Genomic DNA, 21,216 nt, shown 5'->3' with positions numbered 1-21,216 from the left:
ACCTAAGCCCCTGGGACTATTAGCTATGAGCGATTTTCAGTCAGATACCACTTATTCAGAGTTTACGGAACCGGAAGACCCCACGGTTATCATCGATAATTCGGACTCTAGCGCCTCTGCGCTGGGTGACGAAGCCTCTCGTCAAATTCAGCAGGTGTGGGACAAGGTCTCGGCACTCTTGGGTAATCTTCCTGACTATGTGACTGAGTTCATTCAGCGATATCGGCGACCGATTGTCACCGTTGGCTTGATTATCGCGGCGTTTATCGCGGTCAAGCTGGTGCTGGCGCTGTTGGGAGCCGTGAATGACGTTCCCCTGCTGGCTCCCACCTTTGAGCTGATTGGGCTCATCTATAGCGGTTGGTTTCTCTATCGTTACCTGCTCAAGGCTTCCAACCGGCAAGAGTTGCTGGGTGATATTGCCGCCATTCGTGACCAGGTGCTCGGTAACGGGGCTCGTTAATGAGTGGGGAGTGGGGAGGGGAGAGTGAGGGGTGTACAGTAAAAACCTCCAAAATCTGATGTCTATCCTCATACTCCCTACCCTACTAACCCTCACACTCTCTTTCGGTTAACTTCCCCTGTGATTTGCGATCGCGCTTTCTATACTGGTTGTAGATGCAACTGGTAGTTGCGCGATCGTTAGAACCCAGGGGTTTCGTTTATTTATGGCGCAGACAAAAACAATTACCCAAGCGGTAGAGCGGTTGGGCTACCGCGTCACGGTGGGAGATGTAGCCGCTGAAGCTGGTCTGCCCCTGCTGGAGGCCCAGCAGGGAGTCTTGGCTCTGGCCTCTGAGGTGCAGGCTCATCTTCAGGTGGCTGAGTCGGGCGAGATCGCCTATGTCTTCCCAAAAAACATTCAGGCGGTGCTGTGGAGCAAATCCTGGCGGCTGCGGTGGCAGGCTGTCTGGGAGAAGATCTGGCGGGTGCTGTTTTACCTAATTCGCGTCTCCTTTGGGGTGGTGCTGATTTTGTCGCTGGTGCTAATTGTGGTGGCGATTACGATTATCGCGATCGCAGCCAGCAGCGCCGGTCGTGAGGACAACGACAGCGGTGGCGGCGGTGGCGGCGGCATGATATTTTTGCCTCGGGTTTGGCTGGGGCCAGACATTTTTTGGATGTTTGACCCGAGGAGCGATCGCCGTCGGCGACCTCGCACCAAGTCTGAGATGAACTTTTTAGAGGCGGTGTTCTCGTTCTTATTTGGCGACGGCAACCCCAACGACGGCCTCGACGAGCGCCGCTGGCAGAGCATTGCCCAGGTGATTCAGGCCAACGGCGGGGCTGTGGTGGCCGAGCAGATTACCCCGTTTTTGGGCGACCTGGGCAAGGGCTGGGCCAGCGACCTCGAAGACTTTATGGTGCCGGTGCTGAGCCGGTTTAATGGGTTGCCTCAGGTCAGCCCCCAGGGCGGCATTGTGTATCAGTTTCCTGAGCTACAGGTGACGGCTAAGGCGCAGCGCACCATTAACCCGCCCCCATTCCTACGAGAGTCGCCGCGCAAGTTTAGCCAGGCGACCTCTGGGCAGATTATGGGAGCCATTGTTTTGGGCAGTGCCAATTTAATTGGCGCACTGGTGTTGGGCAGCATGCTGCAAGATCAGAGCTTAGTCGCTGAGCTTGGCGGTGTTGTCGCCCTGGTCAACTCGCTCTACTGGCTGCTTTTGGGCTACGGAACGGCCTTTTTGGGCCTGCCCCTGGTGCGTTACTTCTGGGTGCAGCAGCAAAATAGCCGCATTGCCGCCCGCAACGCCGAACGCGAGCAGCGGGCCGAAGTCTTAAGCCAGCTCACCGACGACCAGCGCGAAAAACTGGCCTTTGCCCAGACCCTCACCCTTCAAACGGTGGTGGGAACCGACAACCTGGCCTACACCACAGAAAGCGATCTGACCGATCAGGAAATTGCACAAAAGGACAAGATCGACGCCGAGTGGCAGCGACTGCTGGAGCAGCGGGGGGGAAAGTAGGGGAGTGGGGGAGAGTTTTGAATGTTTAGTTTTAAGTGTTGAGTTCGAGTCTTAATTCAGAAACTAAAAACTCAACACTTAAAATTCAAAACTTCCTCACCCGCTCTAACGCGGATCGACGATCGCCCCGAGAAACAGCAGCGTGCCGGTGTTGCGATCGCGAATGGCGGCTAAAAAAGGTCGATCGACCACCATCTCAAAGGGTGAATCGGGCGGCAGGGCAACTGAGGTAGGCGCGATGCCGATCGCCGTGCTGGCTGCGGCTTCGGTGCCGGATTCGTTGACCTCAATAAAGGTTTTGTGGCGCACCTGGTTAATGAAAGCGTCCAACTCAGTGAGGCCTGAGAAGTCGGCTTGGCCTGCCTCAAAGGCAATTCCCATGCCCAGGGCTTGCAGCGCGGGGATCAGGTCGGCTTCGTACTCAAACTGAAACTTGGGTAGCTGAATTTCGCCGGGGCGCAATTGCATTTGGCCCATCCAGCTCTCCCAGGTTTCAGGGGTGAGCTGCGACGATAGGGTGGCTAGGTCGGTGCCGGGGGCGGGCAAGATTACCTCAAAGCTGAGCGCGCCGCTGCCGTAGGGTAGCCTCACTGCCTGAAACTGGTCGGTTTCTAAATACAAATAGTCGCCCTGCTGGGCCATTAGAGGGTGCTGGATGGTTTCGCCGCTGGCTAGGGTAAAGGGGCGATCGGCGGTGCGGGCGCGGTCAAAGGCTTCGCTCCAGGCTCCTTTGAAATAGACAGCGTTGACTAGCACCAAGAGCTGGTCGGGGGGGAGCTGCTCGACAATAGTGGGGATGCGATCGCGGGTTTTTTCTTTCACCCAGCGGTTGATACGATCGATCGCGGCGGGCTGACTAAAGTCGAGGGCGGCTATTTCGGCGGCATAGGCCGTCTGCATGCGCTCTACATAGTCGGGTCGCACCGGCAAGCTTTCGTTTACCCAAAGGGAATTGGCGATGGCAAGCGCCACCTCGGGGTCAAGCTGCGTTAAATACTCAGTTAGAGTCTGGTTGCCCGCGTTGAGCTGATCGATATCTAGGTCATGGAGCTTGAGGGTAGCGGCGATCGCCGCCTGAGTGTCGCCGCCTGCGCCGTTGTAGGCCATGGCCAAGGCCAGAGCCACGCTGGTCGGTGACACCAGCACATTTTCATTGGGCGTCGCTTGACGCAGCTGCTCAAACAGAGCAAAGCCAAAATCTAAATGGGCCTGGGTCAATGCTCTATCCACAGTGGGGGGCTGGGCTAAACGCGAATTGTCGTAGGGAGCTGGTTCGGAGGCAATCGGGGGCCGGGCCTGGAGCTGAGTGCAGCCCAACGCCAGGGCGGCTAGCCCGATCGATGCCGCCCGGCCAATCCATCGGTGTTCCATCATGGGGGGATCCGTTAACGCTGTCCCTACCTTGCCATGGGGCATAGGGCAGGAGGCAGTGGTTGCAGGAATGGAAACTGACGGCAGGCTTCATCGAATCTGAATCCTATGGCTGAATCGTTTTGGCGATCGCCACACAATCTCCAAATGCCGCATTAGTCTTCACTCCCTGCCAATCCATCGATGGAATCGCCGCCTGATAGCCCTTTGTCTGCAAGGCCGCAATTAAGCGATCGCGGTTGGGAATATCCATTTGTCCCCGCCGCCCGATCTCCCCAAGGGGGTAGTAGTAGGGGGGCAGATCAACTTCTTGAGCCATCATGGCCAAAAGCTTGGCCTGAGAACTCCAGCCCCAGCGGTCTGCTAGCTCCTGCATCTCCACTAAAATCTCCCTGTCGTGGAGCGGCCCTAGCCACATCGGCCCGCTCACCACAGGCAAGGCTTCTGGGGCACAGGGACAATTTACTCGGCCCAGGTGTCGCCAATCTACAGTTTTGAAGTGGCCGCAACGGTGGCAGTAGGCCACAAAGCCATAGTTACTCTCCGTCAGTGTCGATTTGCTAACCAGGCGCACCATCACCCGATGCACCTGGCCCGTAAACAGCGAAAACACTGGCTCTATGCCCAGCCCCCGCGCCGCTGCGGTCTGAGCGGCGTGACCGATGATCAGCCGCAGGCCCTGCTCGTGGGCAGCGGGGTGCGATCGCGCGCAGGCCCCATAGGTTCTCACGCTGCGCTCTGGGTCATGGCCGCTGGTGGCGCGGCCATCGGTGCTGGTCAAGTACAGCATTCCCCCCAGGCGGGTGGCCCACAGCCCAGTGCCGACGTAGGGGGCGGGGCCACCAAAGTTGTCGATATCCACCAGGTCATAAAAGTCGCGCTGCTGGTAGCAGGTAAAAAAGACCTGGTTGGCATCTTGATGGGTGATGCGGTAGGTATTGGTGGGCAGAGCTGCCAGGTTTTGGGCCAAAACGTCCGCCAGCTCAGGATTGCCCTCGTTGGCCCAGACCCAGTCGGCCTCGGCTTCCAATCGATAGCGTAGGGGGCGCACACCGCAGCCGGTCATGGCATCTAGCACCCGCAAATGGCCGTGGTGCTGGCGGTAGACGGTCGCCGCCAGCACCGCCAGATCGCGGGCGATCGCGCTTTTCGGACGATAAAACGCCTGCCCTACCGCAAACGTGGCCTTGCCTTCCTGCATTAAAACTGAAGATGACCCTAGGGTCACCGAGCGGCCTCGATCGCCTTGGCGATCGCGCCCTCGAGCGCTAGCTTCTCCAGTTCGGTCAGCACAAACACCTCTTGCACCGTCTTGCCCTTGCGGGCGATCAGCTTAAACCCGCCGCGAATCGGCACCGACACCTTCACCCGCAGCTCGGGGGAGTGGGCTCTGACGTTGGCAATTACCCCCGGAGTCACCGTGCCAATACCGGGCTGCTCTAACAGCCGTTCGAGGATGGGAATCAGCCCGGGCAGATGGGTGGAGTGGTTCCAGACTAGACGACCGTCCGAGGCTTGTGTCATTGGGGTGTTTTAAGAAAGATTTAAGAAAGTCTATCTGATTATGCTTTTTCGAGGGGGGCCATCGTCAAGCCAGCGCGGGTAAGCTGGGTGTGGTAAAGCTCCGCCTGCTCAAGCGGGCCAACCCAGACAACTGCCTGGCCGTCGTGGTGCACCTGGTTGGTTAAATCCCAGGCGCGATCGCCATCCATACCTGGAATGTACTTCATTAAGCACTCCGCCACATGCTGAAACGTGTTGACATCATCGTTGAGCACGATGATTTTGTAGTTGGGATACGACTGGCGCGTGGTTTGACGCGTCTTTGCAGGGGCGCTGGCGGGGGCTGAGGAAACCGCTTGGGGCAAAACCGGAGTCATGGGACGTGAACCTAGCTGAACCTAAACCTATTGTCCTGCACACCGTTGCCAGAAGCTCATTTGAAACCGGCGATCGCGGCGGTGATTGACCGTTTTCCGCTGCACCAATCCCAACCCTAGCTTGTAGTTAGCTCGCGCCACCTACAAACCCTTCGGGGAAGTCCCAAACAACCTCTAGGCCGGATTTTCTCCCCTAGTGTATCGAATTCTGGTCACCCAAGTCTGTGGCCCTCATTTCCCCAGTCGTGGGCGGGCTTTGCCCCAAGTTCAAAGACACCGCCAGCCCACCGCTAAAGCGAGAGCATGCGCTCTAGCTTAGGAATCGTTAAGGGCAGGTCGATGTAGGCGTCGGCCATCGATGAGCACTCAGCAGACATATCCGCTGGCCGTAAAATCACCACCTTGATCGGCTGCGACACCAGCGGTGGCTTGAGCTGCTGCAAATGGTTCTCTAAAGCTGGGTTGCAGGCCTCGCGATCGCCCACAATCAACAGCTGGGGCAGGTGCTCTTTGAGCTGCATCTGTACCTCGCTCCAGCTGCGACAGCCGTTGACCTGCCAGCCGCAGGCCCTCACATAGGCCACCAGCGCCCGATGGTGATCGAGGTCGCTATCTACCACCACCAGCCGATGGCCCCCCGCCCCCATCGGCACCGGCCTCACGGTCGGCAGATCGGCTTCAGAATTACCCTCTGGCCCATGCATCGGCAGAGCCAGGACAAAACAACTGCCCTGCCCCACGACCGATGTCACCCGCAGGTGGCCACCGTGGAGCTGGGCCAGTTGTCGAGTCAGCGCCAGCCCTAGACCAGCCCCCTCGTATTGCCGATCAAGACCGCGATCGATCTGAGTAAAGGGCTGAAAAATCTGCTCTAGCTGATCCGCCGGAATACCGATGCCCGTATCCTCCACCTTAAATTCGACTAGGGCCTCGCGGCGGCTCACCGTCAGGGTAATCTGACCCTGGGTTGTAAACTTAATCGCGTTTGATAGCAGGTTGAGCAGCATCTGCCGCAGACGGCGCTCGTCGGCAATACAGGTAGCTGGCCCTGAAATAATCACCTGGTGGGACAGCCTCAGACCTTTCTCAGCGGCGCGAGGCTGCATCATCGCCAGACAAGCCTGGCAGATCTCCGGCAGCGACACTTGCGACAGCCGCAAATTCTCTTGGCCCGACTCCACCTTAGATAGATCGAGAATATCGCTAATAATCGCCAGCAGGTGCTCACCGCTGCCGTGAATATAGTCGAGGTATTCTGCCTGCTTTGGATTGAGCGCGCCCACCACCTGCCGCGACAGCAGCGCCGACAGTCCCAAAATCGAGTTGAGTGGGGTGCGCAGTTCGTGGCTAATCATCGCCAAAAAACGACTTTTTGCCTGACTGGCGGCCTCTGCGGCCCGCCGTTGCGCCTCAAGCGCCTGGGTGCGATGGGTCTGGCGCGTCACATCAAGCCAGCCCTGTTCGCGGCTGGCCTCACGCTGCTTAAGCACTTGCTTCAGTTGCTCAAAGGCGGCATCATCTCGGCAAAAGTGACGTAGGTCTTCAAGATCGTTGGCGGTCATAGGGTCATGGTCGAACAGGCGATGATAGAAATGTAGAACGCCGAATCTGGCCTAGAGCCGGACGTTTTTCCATTAAACCCCACCTCATTGGGGCCATACCATTCTGAATATATTCTTTAGAGCAGGGCAGTTTAAACGCGATCGCGCCCCATTCAGCCTAGAGGTCGCCCTTAGTCAAAGTGCTGAAACCCCTGGCTAAAGCTGAGCACCACAGGGGCAGCCCGATCGTCTGGCCACAGCTCGACCCTAGTCGCCACCGTTGTCTCACCCACGATCGCACAGCCCTTCCCCAGGGCCGCTTGCAGCGCCTGGGCCTGAGGCCAGGGCAGACACAGCACCAGCTCAAAGTCTTCGCCGCCGTAGAGGCACCAGTCGAGGGCCTGCGATCGCCCCACCCAATCGACCAGCGCCCCATCAATGGGCAGATCGCTCTCTTGTAGGACAGCTCCGACCCCGCTGCTCTGACACAGGTGCAGCACCGCATTGGCTAGGCCATCGCTGGAGTCCATAACGGCGATCGCTCGGGCGTCTGCGTCTGCCCCCAGCACCTGCCAGAGGGCGGCGATCGCGTCTAGCCGGGGCTGGGGCTGCTGGTGGGCGGCGATCCAGCGATCGCGATCGGCCTGGGCCACCTCAGTTCCCCGATCGGGATGCAGCAATAGCTCTAGTCCCGCCCGCGACAAACCGTGGTAGCCCGTCACCACAATCGCCTGCCCTGGCTGGGCCTGGCTGCGATACAGCGCCCGCTGGGGATCGACAGAGCCCAGGGCGGTAATGGCCACGCTGACGGCGTCGGCCCGGCACAGATCACCCCCGAGCACGACCCCACCCCAGCGGTTGAGGCAGTCGGCCATGCCCTGATAAAGTCCCTCAACCCAGGCCAGGGGCGTGTGCCCCGGCAGGCTGAGGCCTACAGTAATACCCTCGGGAGTTGCGCCCATCGCCGCCAAGTCTGACAGATTGGCGGCCACCGCTCGCCAGCCCACGGCGGCGGCAGGGGTGGTGCGATCGCTAAAGTGCACCCCCTCCACCAGCACGTCGGTCGTCACCACCAGATGACGACCGGGAGGCAGGGCTACCACTGCCCCGTCATCGCCAATCACATCCCCAGGGCAGTAGCGAAACAACCGCTTCAGCAGCCCCAGTTCCCCCAATTCAGCAATGGTTTGCGGATGTTCCATGTAGATGTTCCCCTGGTGAATCCAGTCCTTCGCCCAGGGGAACGAGCAGGTATCGGATTTTCCCTCCCCCCTACCCATCCACCCGCCCACATTTGACGGCAGAACTTTAGGACGGTTGGACTAGATTCTCAGCCCCAGACACCACCCGGATCGACTCGATGCGATCGCCCTGGGTCATCTGGTCGAGCGCCTCTTTGTTCTCTACCACGTAGCCAAACACCGAGTAGCGTCCGTCGAGCAGGTTGAGGCCCGCCGGGGTCATCTCCGGCTCAAACAAAAAGAAGAAAAACTGCGATGACGCGCCGTTGGGGTCAGTGTTGGGGCGGGCCATGCCCAGGGTGCCAAAGGCCGAGAAAGGCAGCACGGGCGCGTCTAAAAAACGGCCCAGTTCTTCTAGGGTGTTGCCATACACTGGCGCGTCGTCGCCCTCCACCAAGATTTCTAGCGGGATTGCCCGATAAGCCTTGGTTTTAGGGTCAATAAAGCCATCCTCAGGGCCTGCCGGGTCGCCGGTTTGCAGCACGTAGTTGTCTTCGGCGCGGGTAAATTCCATGCCGTCGTAGAAGCCCCGCTGCACCAGATCGACAAAGTTGCCGCCGGTCACCGGAGCGCTGTAGCCATCGATCACCGCCTGCATAGTGCCTTTGTTGGTGGTAATTTCTACCGTGGCGCGTCCCCTGAGCTGGGGCAGGTTGCTGTACTTCTCGGGCACCTCATAGGGAAAGGCTTTCACCATCAGCTCTTCAATGCGGCTGACATCGTCGAGCATGGCCGATCGCTTGTCCTGCACGGTGGGGCGATCGCGTCCCTCCACCGCCTCCTTGAGGGGCACCAGCTGAGCCTGAATATCGTCGAGGTAGGAAATCGCCGCCGCTCGCTTGCCGTCGGGCACCGCCGCCAGCATGGCTTCGCGACCACGAATCAGCACCCGCTCCAGCTTGGTCAGGTCTTTGGCCATTGGCCCCCAGCGCTTGCTGCGCAGCCACTCCGACAGGCCCTCTAGAGTCGCCTGCACCGTGCGAATGTCAGGGTTGTCGATGGGCAGCGAGTAGCGCAGCAGGGCACGACCATCGGTAATAGCATTGCCCGGCGGCAGGTAGGCCACCAGCGGCCCGGCGGGCAATGCCAGCGCGGGAGACAGGGAGCCGAGCCACACCCCCACCGCTACGGCCAATCCCCATCCCAGCCGCACCAGGGTAGCCCAGCCTAAACTCTGCCGTTGATTCATCGCACGCATGTCCTTAGCAATAACTCCTTGCTCCGCCCCAGGCGGTCGTTCACCAGATAGCGCACTTGCGCTCCTAACAATCTTGTCATACTCTGGCGACCCCTAGGCGGCAACTCCAGCCCCTAACCCAGTGGGCCGCAGCAACGCTGAGTCTTTGCTGGTTAAGGCTAAATCCTGCGGGAAATGGTCACAGGGGGGTAAAATGAATTGCCAAACTTAACGACTGTCCCCGTAGCCAGCGCCATGATTTCCAGCAACGATTTTCGCACCGGTACCTCCATTGAGCTAGACGGCTCCGTCTGGCGCGTAGTCGAGTTTCTCCACGTCAAACCCGGCAAGGGGTCTGCCTTCGTGCGCACCAAACTCAAGAACGTCAAAGGTGGCAACACCGTTGAAAAAACCTTTCGGGCTGGTGAAACCGTGCCCCAAGCGGTGATCGAAAAAAGAGACATGCAGCACACCTATCGCGATGGTGAAGACCTGGTGTTCATGGATATGGAAACCTACGAGGAAGTGCGCCTTACCACGGGCGAAATCGGCCCCCAGGTGAAGTATCTCAAGGAAGAGATGAGCGTCAGCGTCGTTAGCTGGAATGGTCAAATCTTGGAAGTTGAGCTGCCCAACTCCATCGTGCTTGAGGTTACCCAAACCGACCCCGGCGTCAAGGGCGACACCGCCACCGGCGGCACCAAGCCCGCCATTCTCGAAACCGGTGCTCAGGTGATGGTGCCACTGTTTATTTCGATTGGCGAGCGCATTAAAGTAGATACCCGCACCGACGCCTACCTGGGTCGGGAGTAGAATTTTTTCTGGCTCTTTGACGCCTGCGGCCCTTGCCGCTGACTAAGCCTGGCCCATTACCCTGATCAGACCGTATGAGACTTACGCCGTGGAACTAAGCGTCACCGATCTAAGAGAGTTAGTCACCGCCCTGAGCCAGAGCGACATTGTAGAGCTCACCCTCAAGAGCTCAGACTTTGAACTCACCCTGCGCAAGCCAGGGGCGATGGTTTCAGTAGTGGCACCGGCTCCCGTGACTCCTCGATCGCTGGAGGACACAGCGCCCAACAACCCGCCGATGGCCGAGCCGGTGGCGGCATCGCCGCCTGCTCCTCCTGCCACCCCACCGGGCAAGGGCAGCGATCTACTATCGATCAATTCCCCGATGGTGGGAACCTTCTATCGATCGCCCGCCCCCGAGGAGCCGGCCTTTGTCGGAGTGGGCGATCGCATCACCAGCGGCCAAACCGTGTGCATCATCGAGGCCATGAAGCTGATGAATGAGCTAGAGGCCGAGATCAGCGGCGAAATCGTCGAGATCCTGGTGGAAAATGCCCAGCCTGTGGAGTTTGGTCAAACCCTGATGCTGGTACGCCCTGTCTAATTTTTGCCCCCTAAGCCCAGGCCCCCTTGCCCATGACCGTTGACCAACGCATCATTGTGCCATTGGACGTGTCCTCAGCCTCAGCCGCTTTAGATCTAGTGGATGCAATTCCTGAGGTGAGCTTTTGGAAGGTGGGTCTGGAGTTGTTTGTTAGCAGCGGGCCGGGCCTAATTCAGGAACTTAAAGCTCGACAAAAGCGTATCTTTCTCGACCTCAAGTTTCACGATATTCCCAACACCATGGCCGGGGCCTGTGCGGCAGCGGGGCGCTACGGGGTTGACCTGCTGACCATTCACGCGGCGGCGGGCCAGGAAGCCATGGAGGTCGCTCAGCAGGCGGCGATCGCCTCCGCCGAGGCCGTCGGCCTGGAACCACCTCTGGTGCTGGCTGTTACCTTACTCACTAGCATTGACCCTCAAACCCTGGCTGTTGAGCTAAAAGTTCCCCTTGACTCGAATAGCTACGTGCTGCAAATGGCTCTACTCGCTCGAGATAGTGGCCTGAGAGGCGTGGTCTGTTCACCCCAAGAGGCCAGCCAGCTGCGGCGCTTTTTGCCCGCCGACTTTATCCTAGTGTGCCCTGGGGTGCGCCCCACCTGGGCCGATAGCCAAGATCAGCGCCGCACCATGACCCCGGTACAAGCCCTCAATGCCGGGGCCACCTGCCTGGTGATTGGTCGCCCGATTACCGCTGCCCCCGACCCCGCCGCTGCCTTTGCGCGCATCTGCGAAGAATGTTCTACCGCGATCGCCCCCTAGTCCGCCAAGCGGTGCTGGCTGCGGGCACCGTACTGCTGCTGGCGCTGGGCGGAGATCTTCAAGCTCAAGAGCCGCCTGAGCCTGAACCCAACTATTTGCGACCCGCTGAACCCTGCCCGAGCGACCCCCAAGTGCTCGCCACCCAACTTTTGGCCGACCTGCCCAGCTATGCTAACCGGGTGTCTAGCCGCAACCTAGATCTATCTACCAATCCGATCCAACCTGTAACCACTATCTTGGTGGCCAGCGCCCCTGACTTCACCCCCCTAGAGTTGTCCCAGATGTCTCCCGCCGGGGCGGCCAGCGATCGCGAACCCGATGCCGGTTTGCAGCAGGTATTTTTTACCACTTTAGAGCGGCAGTACTGGCAAGGCCAGCCGACATCCCTGCAACATCACCACTGGTTGTTTCTTACCCCAACCCAGGACGGTTGGCACATGGCTCTGCTGTTTTCTAGCCTGGGCACCTATCCAAGCAGTGGCCCATTAGGCTCCGGCAGTCGCCCCCCCACTCCACCCCAGGAGAGCAGCGACGGCATAGTAGGTCAGGCGGTGAGACTTTGGCTGCGCGACTGTCGGGCTGAGGCAGTGTTTCCACCCGATGCCGAGGTTGAAATTTCCCCAGGCCCATCGACAAATCCGTAGAGGGTATCGCGCTGGCGGGCGGGGCGGTTGCAGGCGGCGATCGCCCCCTTCAGTTCCACCACCGTCATGCAGGTTCCCCCCTGGGCTCCAGCCATGGTGGTGATGTGCTCTTCCATTAGGGTGCCGCCAATGTCGTTGCAGCCCCAGGTCAGCGCCTCGGCAGCGCCGCTCAGCCCCAGCTTTACCCAGCTAGGCTGATGGTTGACAATCCAGTTGCCCAGGTAGATGCGGGCCACCGCCATCAGCAGCAGCGCGTCGGCTAGCACCGGCTGGTCACGTCCCACTCGGCGGCGCAGGGGCTTGGGAGCCTCCTGTCCCACAAAGGGCAGCACAATAAATTCAGTCATCGCCGCTGAGTAGCCCGCCTCTAGGGACTGGCACTGGAGTTGACGCAGCTTTTCCAGATGGGTGATTTGCTGAGCGGGGGTTTCGATGTGGCCCGAGAGCATGGTGCTGGTGGTGGGCAAACCAATCTCGTGGGCCAGCCCAATAATCTCCAGCCAGGTGGCAGAGTTGATTTTCTCTGGGCACAGTACCCGCCGCACCTCGTCATCGAGTACCTCTGCCGCCGTGCCCGGCAGCGAACCCACCCCGGCATCCTTAAGAGCCAGCAGTACTTCCCGATAGCTCAGCCCATCCTGGCGGGCGATGAACTCCACCTCCTGGGGCGAGAAGGCGTGCAGGTGCAGCGTGGGGAACGAGCCCTTGATGGTGTCCACCAGCTTCAGATAGTAGTTCAGAGAGCGGCCATTGATTTTGGCGTCGGGGTTCAACCCGCCCTGCATGCAGATTTCGGTGGCCCCCACGGCGACAGCCTCTGTGGTTTTTTCGAGCATGGGGGTAAAGTCAAGCCAGTAAGCCCCCTCATCCTCAGCATCGCGACGAAAGGCGCAGAAGCTACAGTGCTGCTCACAGATGTTGGTGAAATTGATGTTGCGGTTGACCACATAGGTGACGGTTTCCCCCACCTGCCGCTGGCGCAGGGTGTCTGCGGTGTGGCGAATGGCCTCTCGAGCTGCTGGATCTCGCCGCCCTAGGAGCGCTACGCCTTCAGAGGGGGAAATATCGCCCCCGGCCAGGGACTTGGCGAGAATTTGCTCAATTTCCATAGCTACCAGCCATCCACCGTTACAACATCACTTTCTCATTGTGGCGGCGGACTGGCTTTCTAGCAGGCAAATTTATCTTGCCATCAAAAAGCCCGTGTTTCTAGGACTAGAAACACGGGCTTTTTTGGCCTAGGGCAGACAACCGCTAGCCCTGGGTGACAGGCTCTAGGGTGGGGGTAGCGGGAGCTTTGGCCAGGATGTCGCTCAGCAGGTTCTGGTCGCTAACGCTGCGATCAAGGGCGGCCTCCAGGGTGTAGCGGGGGCTCCAGTTCAGCATTTCTTTGGCCTTGGCGTTGGTGTAGCGAAAGGGTTTCAGCCGCGCATCCAGGCTGGCGGGAATCAGCAGCCCCGGCAGGCGCGCCTTGCCCTTGAGCAATTGCTGATTCACAAACCAGGCCAAACTAGAGACGCCGCGCATCATGCCCCAGGGCATAGGGATGACCTGGGGCGGGTTTTCGGTACGCTTCACCAGGGCTTTAGTGAACTGGCGGCGGGTGGGCAGGTTATCGTCTACCACGTTGATCACTTCGCCAGCGGCGGCAGCGCTGCCCACCGATAGCACAATGGCCTCGGCGCAGTTTTCGACGTAAGTAACTGGAATCAAGGCATTGGGGCCAATTAGTAGCCACTTGGAGCCAAAGTCGGCCCCATGGCAGGCGTTCCACAGTGCCTCACGGCCATAGATCATGCCCGGGCGAATCAGGGTGACGGCGGCATCATTGGCTTTGCCCCAGTCGCGCATCAGGTCTTCTTGAATCAGCTTAGTCTGGGCGTAGGCGTCGCGGTACTCGGGTTCAGACTCGATGGGAAAAGCTTCGTCGATCACCCGGTTGGCTGGGGGGGTGAAGTAGTCGTACACCGAGAAAGTGCTGGTGGCCACCAGCTTTTTTACAGCGGCGGTGGTCATCGCGCCCAGCAGGTTTTCGGTGGTGAGCACGGTGCCTGCAAAGCGATCGTAAAAATCGCCGCCCTTGACCGCCGCCAGATGAATCACGCAGTCAACGTCGCTGAGGGCTTCGGCGATGCCGCGACCCTGGCGCAGATCAACGCGCACTAGCTCGACGGCGGGGTGGCTCGCCCAGGCCAGCTTCGAGGTGTCGGTAGCGGGACGCACTACGGCTTTAACGGCGTAGCCCTGCCGCACCGCCTCGGCCACCACATACTTGCCTAAAAAACCCGATGCTCCAGTAATAAACAGCTTCATACTCGGTTCTCCTCTGCAAGTAGGGTCTCAATTAAGCGGTTGGTTTTATCCATATCTTCGAAGCTCACCGGCATGGGCTGATCGTGAAGAATAGCGGCGTAGGTCTGGTCGAGCAGGCGGTGCAGCCCTTCGTAGGCGGTGCGCTGCATGACCTTGTTGCGAAAGTTTTTAACGCTAGAACCCATCAGATCCCAGCCGTTGACGAAGTGGTTGATCAGTGGCGAAAGCTGCTCGCCCCCGGCCCGAGGAATCACGGTGCGCAGGTAGGGCTGAAATAGGTCGGTTTCGGCATAGCCCTGGCTGCCTCTGACGAACAGGGTAAAACACTCGGGCTTAGTGTAGCAGCTAAACCGCAGCCGGGCGTGCTGCTGGCCGTTGAGCAGAATGGCGTCGAGGTCGTCGTACTTGAACAGATCGCCGCCGCCGTGGTTGCTCCAGGCCGCAGCGACCCGGTCTACCTCGGGCATGAACCGCAGCAGCAGATAGGCCATGTGGGTAATCACGTCATGCACGACCCCGGCGGGCAGCTTGTGGACGGGGTTGGGCAGGTTGCGATCGGCAAAGCGCCCGCCTGCTTCGCGATAGCCTAGGGCAACGCGTACCTCAACCTCTTGCACCTCGCCCAAGGTACCGTCTTTGACCATTTCTTCGATTTTGAGAATGGCTTCGTTAAATCGGTAGTTGTGGTTTTCGATCAGGTGCAGGTTTTTCTCCTGAGCTAAGTGCCAGAGGGTTTTGAAGTCCTCGTAGGTGGGCGTAATCGGCTTTTCGCAGATCACGTGGGCCTGGGCATTGAGACAGTCAGTGACCAGCTTTTGGTGAGTATTTGGCGGGGTCAGAATGTGAACCACGTCGGGCTTGGTTTCGGCCAGCATGGTTTGGTAATCGGTGAAGGCTTGGCCAGCATGAAACGTCTCAGCGGCATACTTAGCGGCGGCGGCAGACAGATCGCACACCCCAACCAGCTCACTGTGGTCAGAACTATCTAGAAAGCTTAGATGTTGCTTAGAAATAACGCCGGTGCCAATCACCGCAGCCTTTAGAGATTTACCCATTGAAGATACCTGTAGCAAGCCAGCCAAAACTAATCATAGAGATGTATCTAGACGGAAAAAATGAGCTACGCAGGGCTAAGTGTACCCACCCCTAACTGCTGTACAGACTATACGGCTGAATTTAAGAACGTGGGAAAAGCAAGGAATATTGCCAAAAAATTCAGATCTATGATTACACCGTAAAGTTTTTACAAACTGCCGTGTATAAAAACTGAAGCTCGGTTGTCGCACCTCCAGAGCGATCTGGCATCGAGCTTAGTTGTTAGCAACCTGAATCTGGCAGGGCAGAGGAAAAAATTCAAAATTAGCGCCCTTCTTTGAACGAGGCTGCGCCGAACCCTGTCCCACCGCTAGAAAAATGGGTCAATATTGGGTATTCGTCCATTGCGATCGCGTCCCAGGGTTAAAGCTATGGTTTTTTGTGGTTCAGCTCAATGCTGGGGCGTTGGGGTGACGGGGCTTTGGTTGGCGATCGCGATCGCCCCAGCGATCGCCCAGCCATCCCCAGCGGCATTGCCCGAGCACCTCCCAGGTTCTAGCCTCAGGCTAGAATCCGAGAACCTGAACACCGCCTTTGACGATTACCGTCTAGGGCCTGGAGACGGCATTTTTGTTGGAGTACAGCGGTTTCCCGACCTGAGCTTTCCGGCTACTCTAGATATTCAGGGCAATGTGGTGCTGCCCTTAGCGGGCACGATCAACCTTGCCGGGCTCACCCTAGACGAAACCCGCGAAACAATTTTTAACCTCTACAACCAGTACGTGGTAAATCCTGATGTGTCGGTGATTCTCACCACCCAGCGCCCGGTAGAAGTGACGGTGGTAGGCGAGGTGCCCCGTCCAGGGTTTTACCCCTTGCAGGCTCCACAGCTATCGGTGGCGCTGTTGACCGCAGGGGGCTCTACCACCCTGGCGGATCTGCGCCTCGTTCAGGTGGATCGGCCCCTAGAGAGCGGCGACGTACTCTCGCGCACCGTAGATTTGTTCACCCCACTTCTCCAGGGCGAACCCATTCCCCAGGTGAGGCTCCAGGACGGCGATGTGGTCACGGTACCCCGCCTGGCCCCAGAAAATGTGGAGAGCTACGATCGCGCCCTAGTAGCCAGCTCAACCCTGGCCCGCCCCGAAATTACCATCCGCATACTCAACCGAGCCGCTGGGGCGCGGGGCGGGGAAGCTCGCTTTGGAGCCATTAATTTGCGTAACGGCAGCCGCTTTTTAGACGCTTTGGCCGTGGCGGGGGTCAACCCCGATGTGGCCGCCTACAACCGTATTGCGGTGCTGCGATTCAACCCCGAAACTGGCTTGGCCGATACGATTACGGTGGATGCGACGGCGGCGGTAAACGGTGACTTGAGTCAGAACATTCCCCTTCAGGAAAACGACATCTTGGTGGTTGACCGCAACCTGCTGGCGCGGGTCAGCTATGCTCTCAATACCTTTACTCAGCCCTTCCGCGATGTGTTGGGCTTTTTGCTCTTTTTTGACTCACTGACCGATTCAGCAGACTCGTTATTTAGACCCTAGGGCCTTAGCCCCTGAGAACAGCGATGGTTTCTCCTTTTGTTAAACGCTATCTGCTGGCCCTCGACCGCTACAAGTGGCCTAGTCTGGCAACCCTGCTGGGAATTTTGGGTATCTCAGCGGTGGTAGCCGTGCAGCCGCCGCCACCGCCGCTGTATCGAGCTGAGGGGGTACTGGTACAGAATGCGCCCGTCGTTGCCCTCACCACCACCGGTACCGAAGTGCAGCAGCGGGGCCAGGGCATTATTTCGGAGGAATTTTTGCTGGCTGACGTGCTGCTTCAGCAGGTGTCCCAGGAGCTAGAGCGGCAAGGAATTTCAATGGATCCTGAAACCCTGCGCTACCGCACCACGGTCAAACTGGAGGGGGAAGAAAACCTGGTGCAGCGGGTCACAGTTACCTTTCGCGGGGCCGACGCAGAGCAGACCCAGCTCACCCTTAGCCTGATGTTTGAGGCCATGGTGGAGCTGAGCCGAGTCACCAACCGCGCCAGAATTGGGGCCATTGTGACCGCCTTAGATGAACGCCTGCCCGCTGTGGAGGCCGACCTCCGGGCTGCCGAACAGGCCCTTGAGACCTACGATCGCACCGAAGGCCCGGCCATTCAATCTGCCCTCGACGGCAGCCTGCTGGGGGCAATCTCGGGCGGACAGCAGCAGCAGCGCCAGAACCAAATTGCCCTGGCGGGGCTCGACTCCCAAATTCAGAGCCTACAACAGCAGCTAGGGCTGACGCCGGGGCAGGCATTCACCGCTTCGGCCCTGAGCGCTGACCCGATTATTGCCCAGCTGCGATCGCAGATTTTAGAGAGCGAAACCCAGCTCAAGCTGCTGTCGGCCACCCTGCGCGAGTCGCACCCTACCATTCAAGACCTGCGCCAAAACTTGGCCGCTTACAACGCCCTGCTGGCCGAGCGCGCCCAGGAGGTAATTGGGGGACAAGATCTAGCCGCCCTGCCCAGCGTTAGTGAAGTGCGCCAAAACAGCAGCCTCGACCCCGCCCGCGCTGCCCTGGCCAATCAACTGGTGACCCTCAGCGCCCAGCGGGCCGCCTTGGCTAGCCAGCAGCAGGTGCTCAGCCAGAGCGATGGCCAACTGCGCCAGCAGTACTCCAGCCTGCCAAACAAGCAGCTAGAGCGCAATCGCCTGGCCCAGCAGGTGGCCCTCAATCAGGCTCTCTACGACCAAATTCAGGCCAAACGCATTGATGCCCAGGCTGCCGAGGCCGAGACCGCCAGCAGCCTCACCGTCGCCCAACCGCCCACCACCACGCTCCAGGCTGACCCGCCCACCAGCCCCATCGTCGTCATGGCTGTAGGCGGGCTACTGGGAATTGTCGCCGCCGGAGCCGTGGCCTTTTTGCTTGATCTGCTCGACAGCACCGCCCGCACCCCGGAAGACCTCCAGGGCATTCTCACCGATCAAGATGTGCCGGTGTTGGGGTTAGTCCCGGCCTTGGCGGCTACCTCCTCCCAGGGCTGGCCAATTCTCTACCAACCCCAAACTCCCGACCTTGAAATCTATGAGCGCCTGCGCAGCAGCCTGCGGCGGGCGGGCAGCTTGTCTGAGGCTGGGACACCCCCGCGAGTGGTGCTCGTGGTTAGCAGCCGGTCGGGGGAAGGCAAAACCACCAGCGCCTTTAACCTGGGCATTGCCGCCGCTCGCGCCGGACGTCGCACCCTGATTGTCGAAGCTGACTTGCGTCAACCCTCCTGCGGCCACCGCCTGGGGATCAAGCTCAGCCCAGCCGCCATCTCGGCACCGCTGCACTACTACGCCGGGCGGCAGCAGGAGCCGATTCAGCTTGCGCCCTGGGTTGAAAACCTGTATCTGGCCCCCAGTCCCGGCCCCCAGCCCCACCCGGCGGCCATTCTGGAGTCGAGCGAGATGGGGCAGTTTTTAACTGATGCTCGCGCTCGATTTGACCTAGTGCTGATCGACGCGCCGCCCCTGGGCAACAGCAATGACGCTCTGCTCTTAGGGGCAGCTAGCGATGGGCTACTGCTGGTGACCCGCCCCGGCTACACCGACAAAGCGGTGCTAGAGGCTCTGTTAGAACAACTGTTAGAAAACGAAGACCTGCCGCTGCTGGGTGCGATTGTTAACGCCACCGATCGCACCACGATCTCGTCTGCCACCATCCCCCCGACCGATAGTGCCGCCGTCACCCCAGCCCCCCAGCCCATGGTTCGCTCCATCGACTTTTAGCGGCGACTTTTAGCAAGGTAGGCCGATAGGGTAGGATCGTAGGCTGTAGCGTCTAGGAACGTTGAGGAGCGATCGCTTGCCTACCCTGGGAGTCAACATTGACCACATTGCCACGATTCGCCAGGCCCGCCGCACCGTTGAGCCCGACCCCGTGGCCGCCGCGGTGCTGGCCGAGCTAGCCGGTGCCGATGGCATCACCGTGCACCTGCGCGAAGACCGTCGCCACATGCAAGACCGCGACGTGCGCCTGCTGCGGCAGACGGTGCGCACCCACCTAAATTTGGAAATGGCTGCCACCGACGAAATGGTGGCGATCGCCCTCGATGTCAAACCTGACTACGTCACCCTAGTGCCCGAGCGGCGCGAGGAAGTCACTACCGAAGGCGGGCTAGATATTGCCGGTCAAACCGATCGGATGAAATCCGTAGTCAACACCCTTCAGAGCGCTGGCATTCCGGTCAGCCTGTTCATCGACGCTGCCACCGACCAAATTGAGGCTTCAGCGCAGGTCGGTGCCCAGTTTATCGAGCTGCACACCGGCCCCTACGCCGAGGCCAAGGCCGAAGCGAACCTCCACCGCGAACTCGACATTCTGGCTCAGGGAACGGCCCAGGCGATCGCCCTCGGCCTGCGGGTCAACGCCGGCCACGGCCTCACCTACTGGAACACCACTCCAGTCGCCCGCATCCCTGGTATGGAGGAGCTGAACATCGGCCACAGCATCGTTAGCCGCGCGGTATTGGTCGGCCTAGAGCGCGCCGTCCGCGAGATGAAAGCGCTGATCTGAGGAAATGCAAAATTCAAAATTGAGAATTCAAAATTTTGAACTTTGCATTCCTCGCCCCCTACCCACCCACCCTAAAGGAGATTTCCCATGACCACCTACTACTACGCCGTCGCCAGCCAAAAGTTTCTGCTCGAAGAAGAACCCCTTGAAGAATCCCTCAAGGAGCGCCGCCGCTACTATCAGGAACAAGAGCAGGAGGTGAATTTTTGGCTGGTTAAGTCTCCCGCTTTTCTAGAGGCTCCTGAGTTGGCCAGCGTTAAGGCCCGCTGCCCCCAGCCTTCTGTAGCTCTAGTTTCTACCAGCAAGCAGTTTATTACCTGGGTCAAACTGCGGTTTGACTATGTAGGCACCGGTGAATTTGAGGCTCCCTCCGCTACCATTCCCGATCCCTTCGCCTCTTTAGATGCCGTAGCGTCCTAAGCTGACGGCAGGCGCGATTGCGATCAAAACCTAGAATCTCTGCCCGCGATCGCCGCTTTAGGCTAGAATCGCTGGCAGATTACGGCGGTAAAAAGAGCAATGGTAAAGGGTTTGAAACGGAGCAGCGCACAGGTATCGCTTGGTTGGATAACACTGCCCCGAGCGGGAAGCATTGCCCTGGGGCTATTGCTGGCCCCGCTAGCTGGCCTGTGGACTGCGGCCCAGGCCCAGTTTCCGCCCTGCCCGCCCCCGTCCGCCAACGAGTATCTGCTGCTGGTGCGCAGCAACACCGAGGCCGAGCGCACGCGGGTACAAAACCTGCTGCCCTCCAACAGCACCGTTCTAGTTTGTGATTACCTCAACGACACCGTCGTGCGGGCCGGAGGGTTTACCAACCTGGAAAATGCCAATGCCTGGGCCCAGTACATGACTGAGGTAGAGGGCTTCCAGGCCTTTGTGGCCCGTCCGGCTACCACTGCGGCCCAGCCTGCACCCCCCACGGGTGGCACAACTCCGCCTGCGAACGGTGAGACTCCCCTCGCCAACAATACTCCGCCCAGCAGTGGCACTCCTGCCTCGGCTACTCCCCCAGCGACGACGCAGTCAGCGCCGACCGCCTACGCCCCTCAACCGCTGGGTACAGGCTTTGCGGTGCTGGTGGACTATCAGTATCAGCCCGAGTCGGCGATCGCCATTCAGCGTCAGGTGGGCCAGGCCGTAGGCCTAGCGGTGCATCGCCAGCGCTCCTACCTACTCATTGCCCACAGCCCCGATGTGGCCGGAGCCGCCTCTACCCTGGCAGTGCTCACCAGTCTTAACATCGCCGGTTTTATCGTTGATAGTCAGGAAGTAGTTATGCTGACTCCAGCGGTGGCTCTTACCGCCCCCTAGAGTTTCCCTCTTCAACGACAATCGAATTTAACAAAACAGCC

21 protein-coding genes are annotated in these 21,216 nt (G+C 59.4%); 11 read left to right on the top strand and 10 right to left on the bottom strand.

What is annotated here, in order from left to right; all coding sequences use genetic code 11:
* Positions 1–25: 25 nt before the first annotated feature.
* Both H6G07_RS10335 and H6G07_RS10330 read left to right on the top strand, forming a co-directional pair.
* Positions 26–463 (top strand): CAAD domain-containing protein, encoded by a 438-nt coding sequence (locus H6G07_RS10335; protein ID WP_073608355.1) that lies wholly within the window; start codon positions 26–28, stop codon positions 461–463.
* A gap of 205 nt (positions 464–668) precedes the next feature.
* Complete coding sequence (locus tag H6G07_RS10330; protein WP_073608356.1) at positions 669–1,970, top strand: hypothetical protein; 1,302 nt, start codon at positions 669–671, stop codon at positions 1,968–1,970.
* A 105-nt stretch (positions 1,971–2,075) separates the two neighbouring features.
* Here H6G07_RS10330 and H6G07_RS10325 read toward each other — a convergent pair whose 3' ends face one another.
* The 7 genes from H6G07_RS10325 to H6G07_RS10295 form a co-directional block, all read right to left on the bottom strand.
* On the bottom strand, positions 2,076–3,341 hold the full coding sequence (locus H6G07_RS10325) for a serpin family protein (protein ID WP_199312017.1): 1,266 nt from the start codon (positions 3,339–3,341) through the stop codon (positions 2,076–2,078).
* A 106-nt stretch (positions 3,342–3,447) separates the two neighbouring features.
* Entirely contained in the window at positions 3,448–4,542 is a 1,095-nt protein-coding gene (locus H6G07_RS10320) for a tRNA (guanine-N1)-methyltransferase (protein ID WP_073608358.1), read from the bottom strand.
* A 23-nt stretch (positions 4,543–4,565) separates the two neighbouring features.
* On the bottom strand, positions 4,566–4,865 hold the full coding sequence (locus H6G07_RS10315) for a DUF2103 domain-containing protein (protein WP_073608359.1): 300 nt from the start codon (positions 4,863–4,865) through the stop codon (positions 4,566–4,568).
* Between the two features lie 38 nt (positions 4,866–4,903).
* Positions 4,904–5,221, bottom strand: a complete 318-nt coding sequence (clpS, locus tag H6G07_RS10310; protein ID WP_073608360.1) for an ATP-dependent Clp protease adapter ClpS — start codon at positions 5,219–5,221, stop codon at positions 4,904–4,906.
* Positions 5,222–5,511: 290 nt separating this feature from the next.
* A complete protein-coding gene (locus tag H6G07_RS10305; RefSeq protein ID WP_073608361.1) occupies positions 5,512–6,783 on the bottom strand; it encodes a sensor histidine kinase in 1,272 nt (423 codons plus the stop codon).
* A 170-nt stretch (positions 6,784–6,953) separates the two neighbouring features.
* Entirely contained in the window at positions 6,954–7,964 is a 1,011-nt protein-coding gene (thiL, locus tag H6G07_RS10300) for a thiamine-phosphate kinase (RefSeq protein ID WP_073608362.1), read from the bottom strand.
* 106 nt (positions 7,965–8,070) lie between these two features.
* Entirely contained in the window at positions 8,071–9,192 is a 1,122-nt protein-coding gene (locus H6G07_RS10295) for a peptidylprolyl isomerase (RefSeq protein ID WP_084173106.1), read from the bottom strand.
* 243 nt (positions 9,193–9,435) lie between these two features.
* Here H6G07_RS10295 and efp point away from each other — a divergent pair, with 243 nt between their 5' ends.
* The 4 genes from efp to H6G07_RS10275 all read left to right on the top strand — a co-directional run bounded on the left by efp (position 9,436) and on the right by H6G07_RS10275 (position 11,978).
* A complete protein-coding gene (gene efp, locus H6G07_RS10290) occupies positions 9,436–9,993 on the top strand; it encodes an elongation factor P (RefSeq protein ID WP_073608364.1) in 558 nt (185 codons plus the stop codon).
* Between the two features lie 88 nt (positions 9,994–10,081).
* Positions 10,082–10,576 carry an acetyl-CoA carboxylase biotin carboxyl carrier protein gene (gene accB / locus H6G07_RS10285; RefSeq protein WP_073608365.1) on the top strand — a complete coding sequence of 165 codons (495 nt, stop codon included), beginning with the start codon at positions 10,082–10,084 and terminating at the stop codon, positions 10,574–10,576.
* A 32-nt stretch (positions 10,577–10,608) separates the two neighbouring features.
* Positions 10,609–11,334: an orotidine-5'-phosphate decarboxylase gene (gene pyrF, locus H6G07_RS10280; RefSeq protein ID WP_073608366.1), complete on the top strand. Its 726-nt coding sequence runs from the start codon at positions 10,609–10,611 to the stop codon at positions 11,332–11,334.
* Complete coding sequence (locus tag H6G07_RS10275; protein WP_073608367.1) at positions 11,310–11,978, top strand: hypothetical protein; 669 nt, start codon at positions 11,310–11,312, stop codon at positions 11,976–11,978. The genes pyrF and H6G07_RS10275 overlap by 25 nt, the downstream gene beginning before the upstream one ends.
* Here the strand turns inward: H6G07_RS10275 and cofH are convergent.
* The 3 genes from cofH to H6G07_RS10260 all read right to left on the bottom strand — a co-directional run bounded on the left by cofH (position 11,879) and on the right by H6G07_RS10260 (position 15,346).
* Positions 11,879–13,096 carry a 7,8-didemethyl-8-hydroxy-5-deazariboflavin synthase subunit CofH gene (gene cofH, locus H6G07_RS10270; RefSeq protein WP_171973006.1) on the bottom strand — a complete coding sequence of 406 codons (1,218 nt, stop codon included), beginning with the start codon at positions 13,094–13,096 and terminating at the stop codon, positions 11,879–11,881. The genes H6G07_RS10275 and cofH overlap by 100 nt on opposite strands.
* Positions 13,097–13,232: 136 nt before the next feature.
* Positions 13,233–14,291, bottom strand: a complete 1,059-nt coding sequence (locus H6G07_RS10265; RefSeq protein WP_073608368.1) for an NAD-dependent epimerase/dehydratase family protein — start codon at positions 14,289–14,291, stop codon at positions 13,233–13,235.
* Positions 14,288–15,346 carry a Gfo/Idh/MocA family protein gene (locus tag H6G07_RS10260; protein ID WP_084173110.1) on the bottom strand — a complete coding sequence of 353 codons (1,059 nt, stop codon included), beginning with the start codon at positions 15,344–15,346 and terminating at the stop codon, positions 14,288–14,290. Before H6G07_RS10260 ends, H6G07_RS10265 begins: the two co-directional genes overlap by 4 nt.
* Positions 15,347–15,757: 411 nt before the next feature.
* Here H6G07_RS10260 and H6G07_RS10255 point away from each other — a divergent pair, with 411 nt between their 5' ends.
* The 5 genes from H6G07_RS10255 to H6G07_RS10235 all read left to right on the top strand — a co-directional run bounded on the left by H6G07_RS10255 (position 15,758) and on the right by H6G07_RS10235 (position 21,175).
* Positions 15,758–16,873 carry a polysaccharide biosynthesis/export family protein gene (locus tag H6G07_RS10255; protein ID WP_084173112.1) on the top strand — a complete coding sequence of 372 codons (1,116 nt, stop codon included), beginning with the start codon at positions 15,758–15,760 and terminating at the stop codon, positions 16,871–16,873.
* A gap of 23 nt (positions 16,874–16,896) precedes the next feature.
* On the top strand, positions 16,897–19,077 hold the full coding sequence (locus H6G07_RS10250; RefSeq protein WP_073608369.1) for a GumC family protein: 2,181 nt from the start codon (positions 16,897–16,899) through the stop codon (positions 19,075–19,077).
* Between the two features lie 76 nt (positions 19,078–19,153).
* Positions 19,154–19,864 carry a pyridoxine 5'-phosphate synthase gene (locus H6G07_RS10245; protein WP_073608370.1) on the top strand — a complete coding sequence of 237 codons (711 nt, stop codon included), beginning with the start codon at positions 19,154–19,156 and terminating at the stop codon, positions 19,862–19,864.
* Positions 19,865–19,951: 87 nt separating this feature from the next.
* Positions 19,952–20,284, top strand: coding sequence for an MgPME-cyclase complex family protein (locus H6G07_RS10240; RefSeq protein ID WP_073608371.1), 333 nt, complete (start codon positions 19,952–19,954; stop codon positions 20,282–20,284).
* A gap of 186 nt (positions 20,285–20,470) precedes the next feature.
* Positions 20,471–21,175: a superantigen-like protein SSL4 gene (locus H6G07_RS10235; protein ID WP_073608372.1), complete on the top strand. Its 705-nt coding sequence runs from the start codon at positions 20,471–20,473 to the stop codon at positions 21,173–21,175.
* Positions 21,176–21,216 lie beyond the last annotated feature (41 nt).

This window comes from Phormidium tenue FACHB-1052 (genome assembly GCF_014696675.1).
Classification (GTDB): Bacteria; Cyanobacteriota; Cyanobacteriia; order Phormidesmidales; family Phormidesmidaceae; genus Nodosilinea; species Nodosilinea tenuis_A.
The sequence above is the reverse complement of the archived record's forward strand: the minus strand, read 5'-3'. Positions and strand labels throughout refer to the sequence as shown.

Excerpts from the sequence above, each read along its gene's own strand:
- H6G07_RS10335 (WP_073608355.1), top strand. The coding sequence starts at position 26 with ATGAGCGATTTTCAGTCAGATACCACTTATTCAGAGTTTACGGAACCG.
- H6G07_RS10330 (WP_073608356.1), top strand. The coding sequence starts at position 669 with ATGGCGCAGACAAAAACAATTACCCAAGCGGTAGAGCGGTTGGGCTAC.
- H6G07_RS10325 (WP_199312017.1), bottom strand. The coding sequence starts at position 3,341 with ATGGAACACCGATGGATTGGCCGGGCGGCATCGATCGGGCTAGCCGCC.
- H6G07_RS10320 (WP_073608358.1), bottom strand. The coding sequence starts at position 4,542 with ATGCAGGAAGGCAAGGCCACGTTTGCGGTAGGGCAGGCGTTTTATCGT.
- H6G07_RS10315 (WP_073608359.1), bottom strand. The coding sequence starts at position 4,865 with ATGACACAAGCCTCGGACGGTCGTCTAGTCTGGAACCACTCCACCCAT.
- clpS (WP_073608360.1), bottom strand. The coding sequence starts at position 5,221 with ATGACTCCGGTTTTGCCCCAAGCGGTTTCCTCAGCCCCCGCCAGCGCC.
- H6G07_RS10305 (WP_073608361.1), bottom strand. The coding sequence starts at position 6,783 with ATGACCGCCAACGATCTTGAAGACCTACGTCACTTTTGCCGAGATGAT.
- thiL (WP_073608362.1), bottom strand. The coding sequence starts at position 7,964 with ATGGAACATCCGCAAACCATTGCTGAATTGGGGGAACTGGGGCTGCTG.
- H6G07_RS10295 (WP_084173106.1), bottom strand. The coding sequence starts at position 9,192 with ATGAATCAACGGCAGAGTTTAGGCTGGGCTACCCTGGTGCGGCTGGGA.
- efp (WP_073608364.1), top strand. The coding sequence starts at position 9,436 with ATGATTTCCAGCAACGATTTTCGCACCGGTACCTCCATTGAGCTAGAC.
- pyrF (WP_073608366.1), top strand. The coding sequence starts at position 10,609 with ATGACCGTTGACCAACGCATCATTGTGCCATTGGACGTGTCCTCAGCC.
- H6G07_RS10275 (WP_073608367.1), top strand. The coding sequence starts at position 11,310 with ATGTTCTACCGCGATCGCCCCCTAGTCCGCCAAGCGGTGCTGGCTGCG.
- H6G07_RS10265 (WP_073608368.1), bottom strand. The coding sequence starts at position 14,291 with ATGAAGCTGTTTATTACTGGAGCATCGGGTTTTTTAGGCAAGTATGTG.
- H6G07_RS10260 (WP_084173110.1), bottom strand. The coding sequence starts at position 15,346 with ATGGGTAAATCTCTAAAGGCTGCGGTGATTGGCACCGGCGTTATTTCT.
- H6G07_RS10255 (WP_084173112.1), top strand. The coding sequence starts at position 15,758 with ATGGTTTTTTGTGGTTCAGCTCAATGCTGGGGCGTTGGGGTGACGGGG.
- H6G07_RS10250 (WP_073608369.1), top strand. The coding sequence starts at position 16,897 with ATGGTTTCTCCTTTTGTTAAACGCTATCTGCTGGCCCTCGACCGCTAC.
- H6G07_RS10240 (WP_073608371.1), top strand. The coding sequence starts at position 19,952 with ATGACCACCTACTACTACGCCGTCGCCAGCCAAAAGTTTCTGCTCGAA.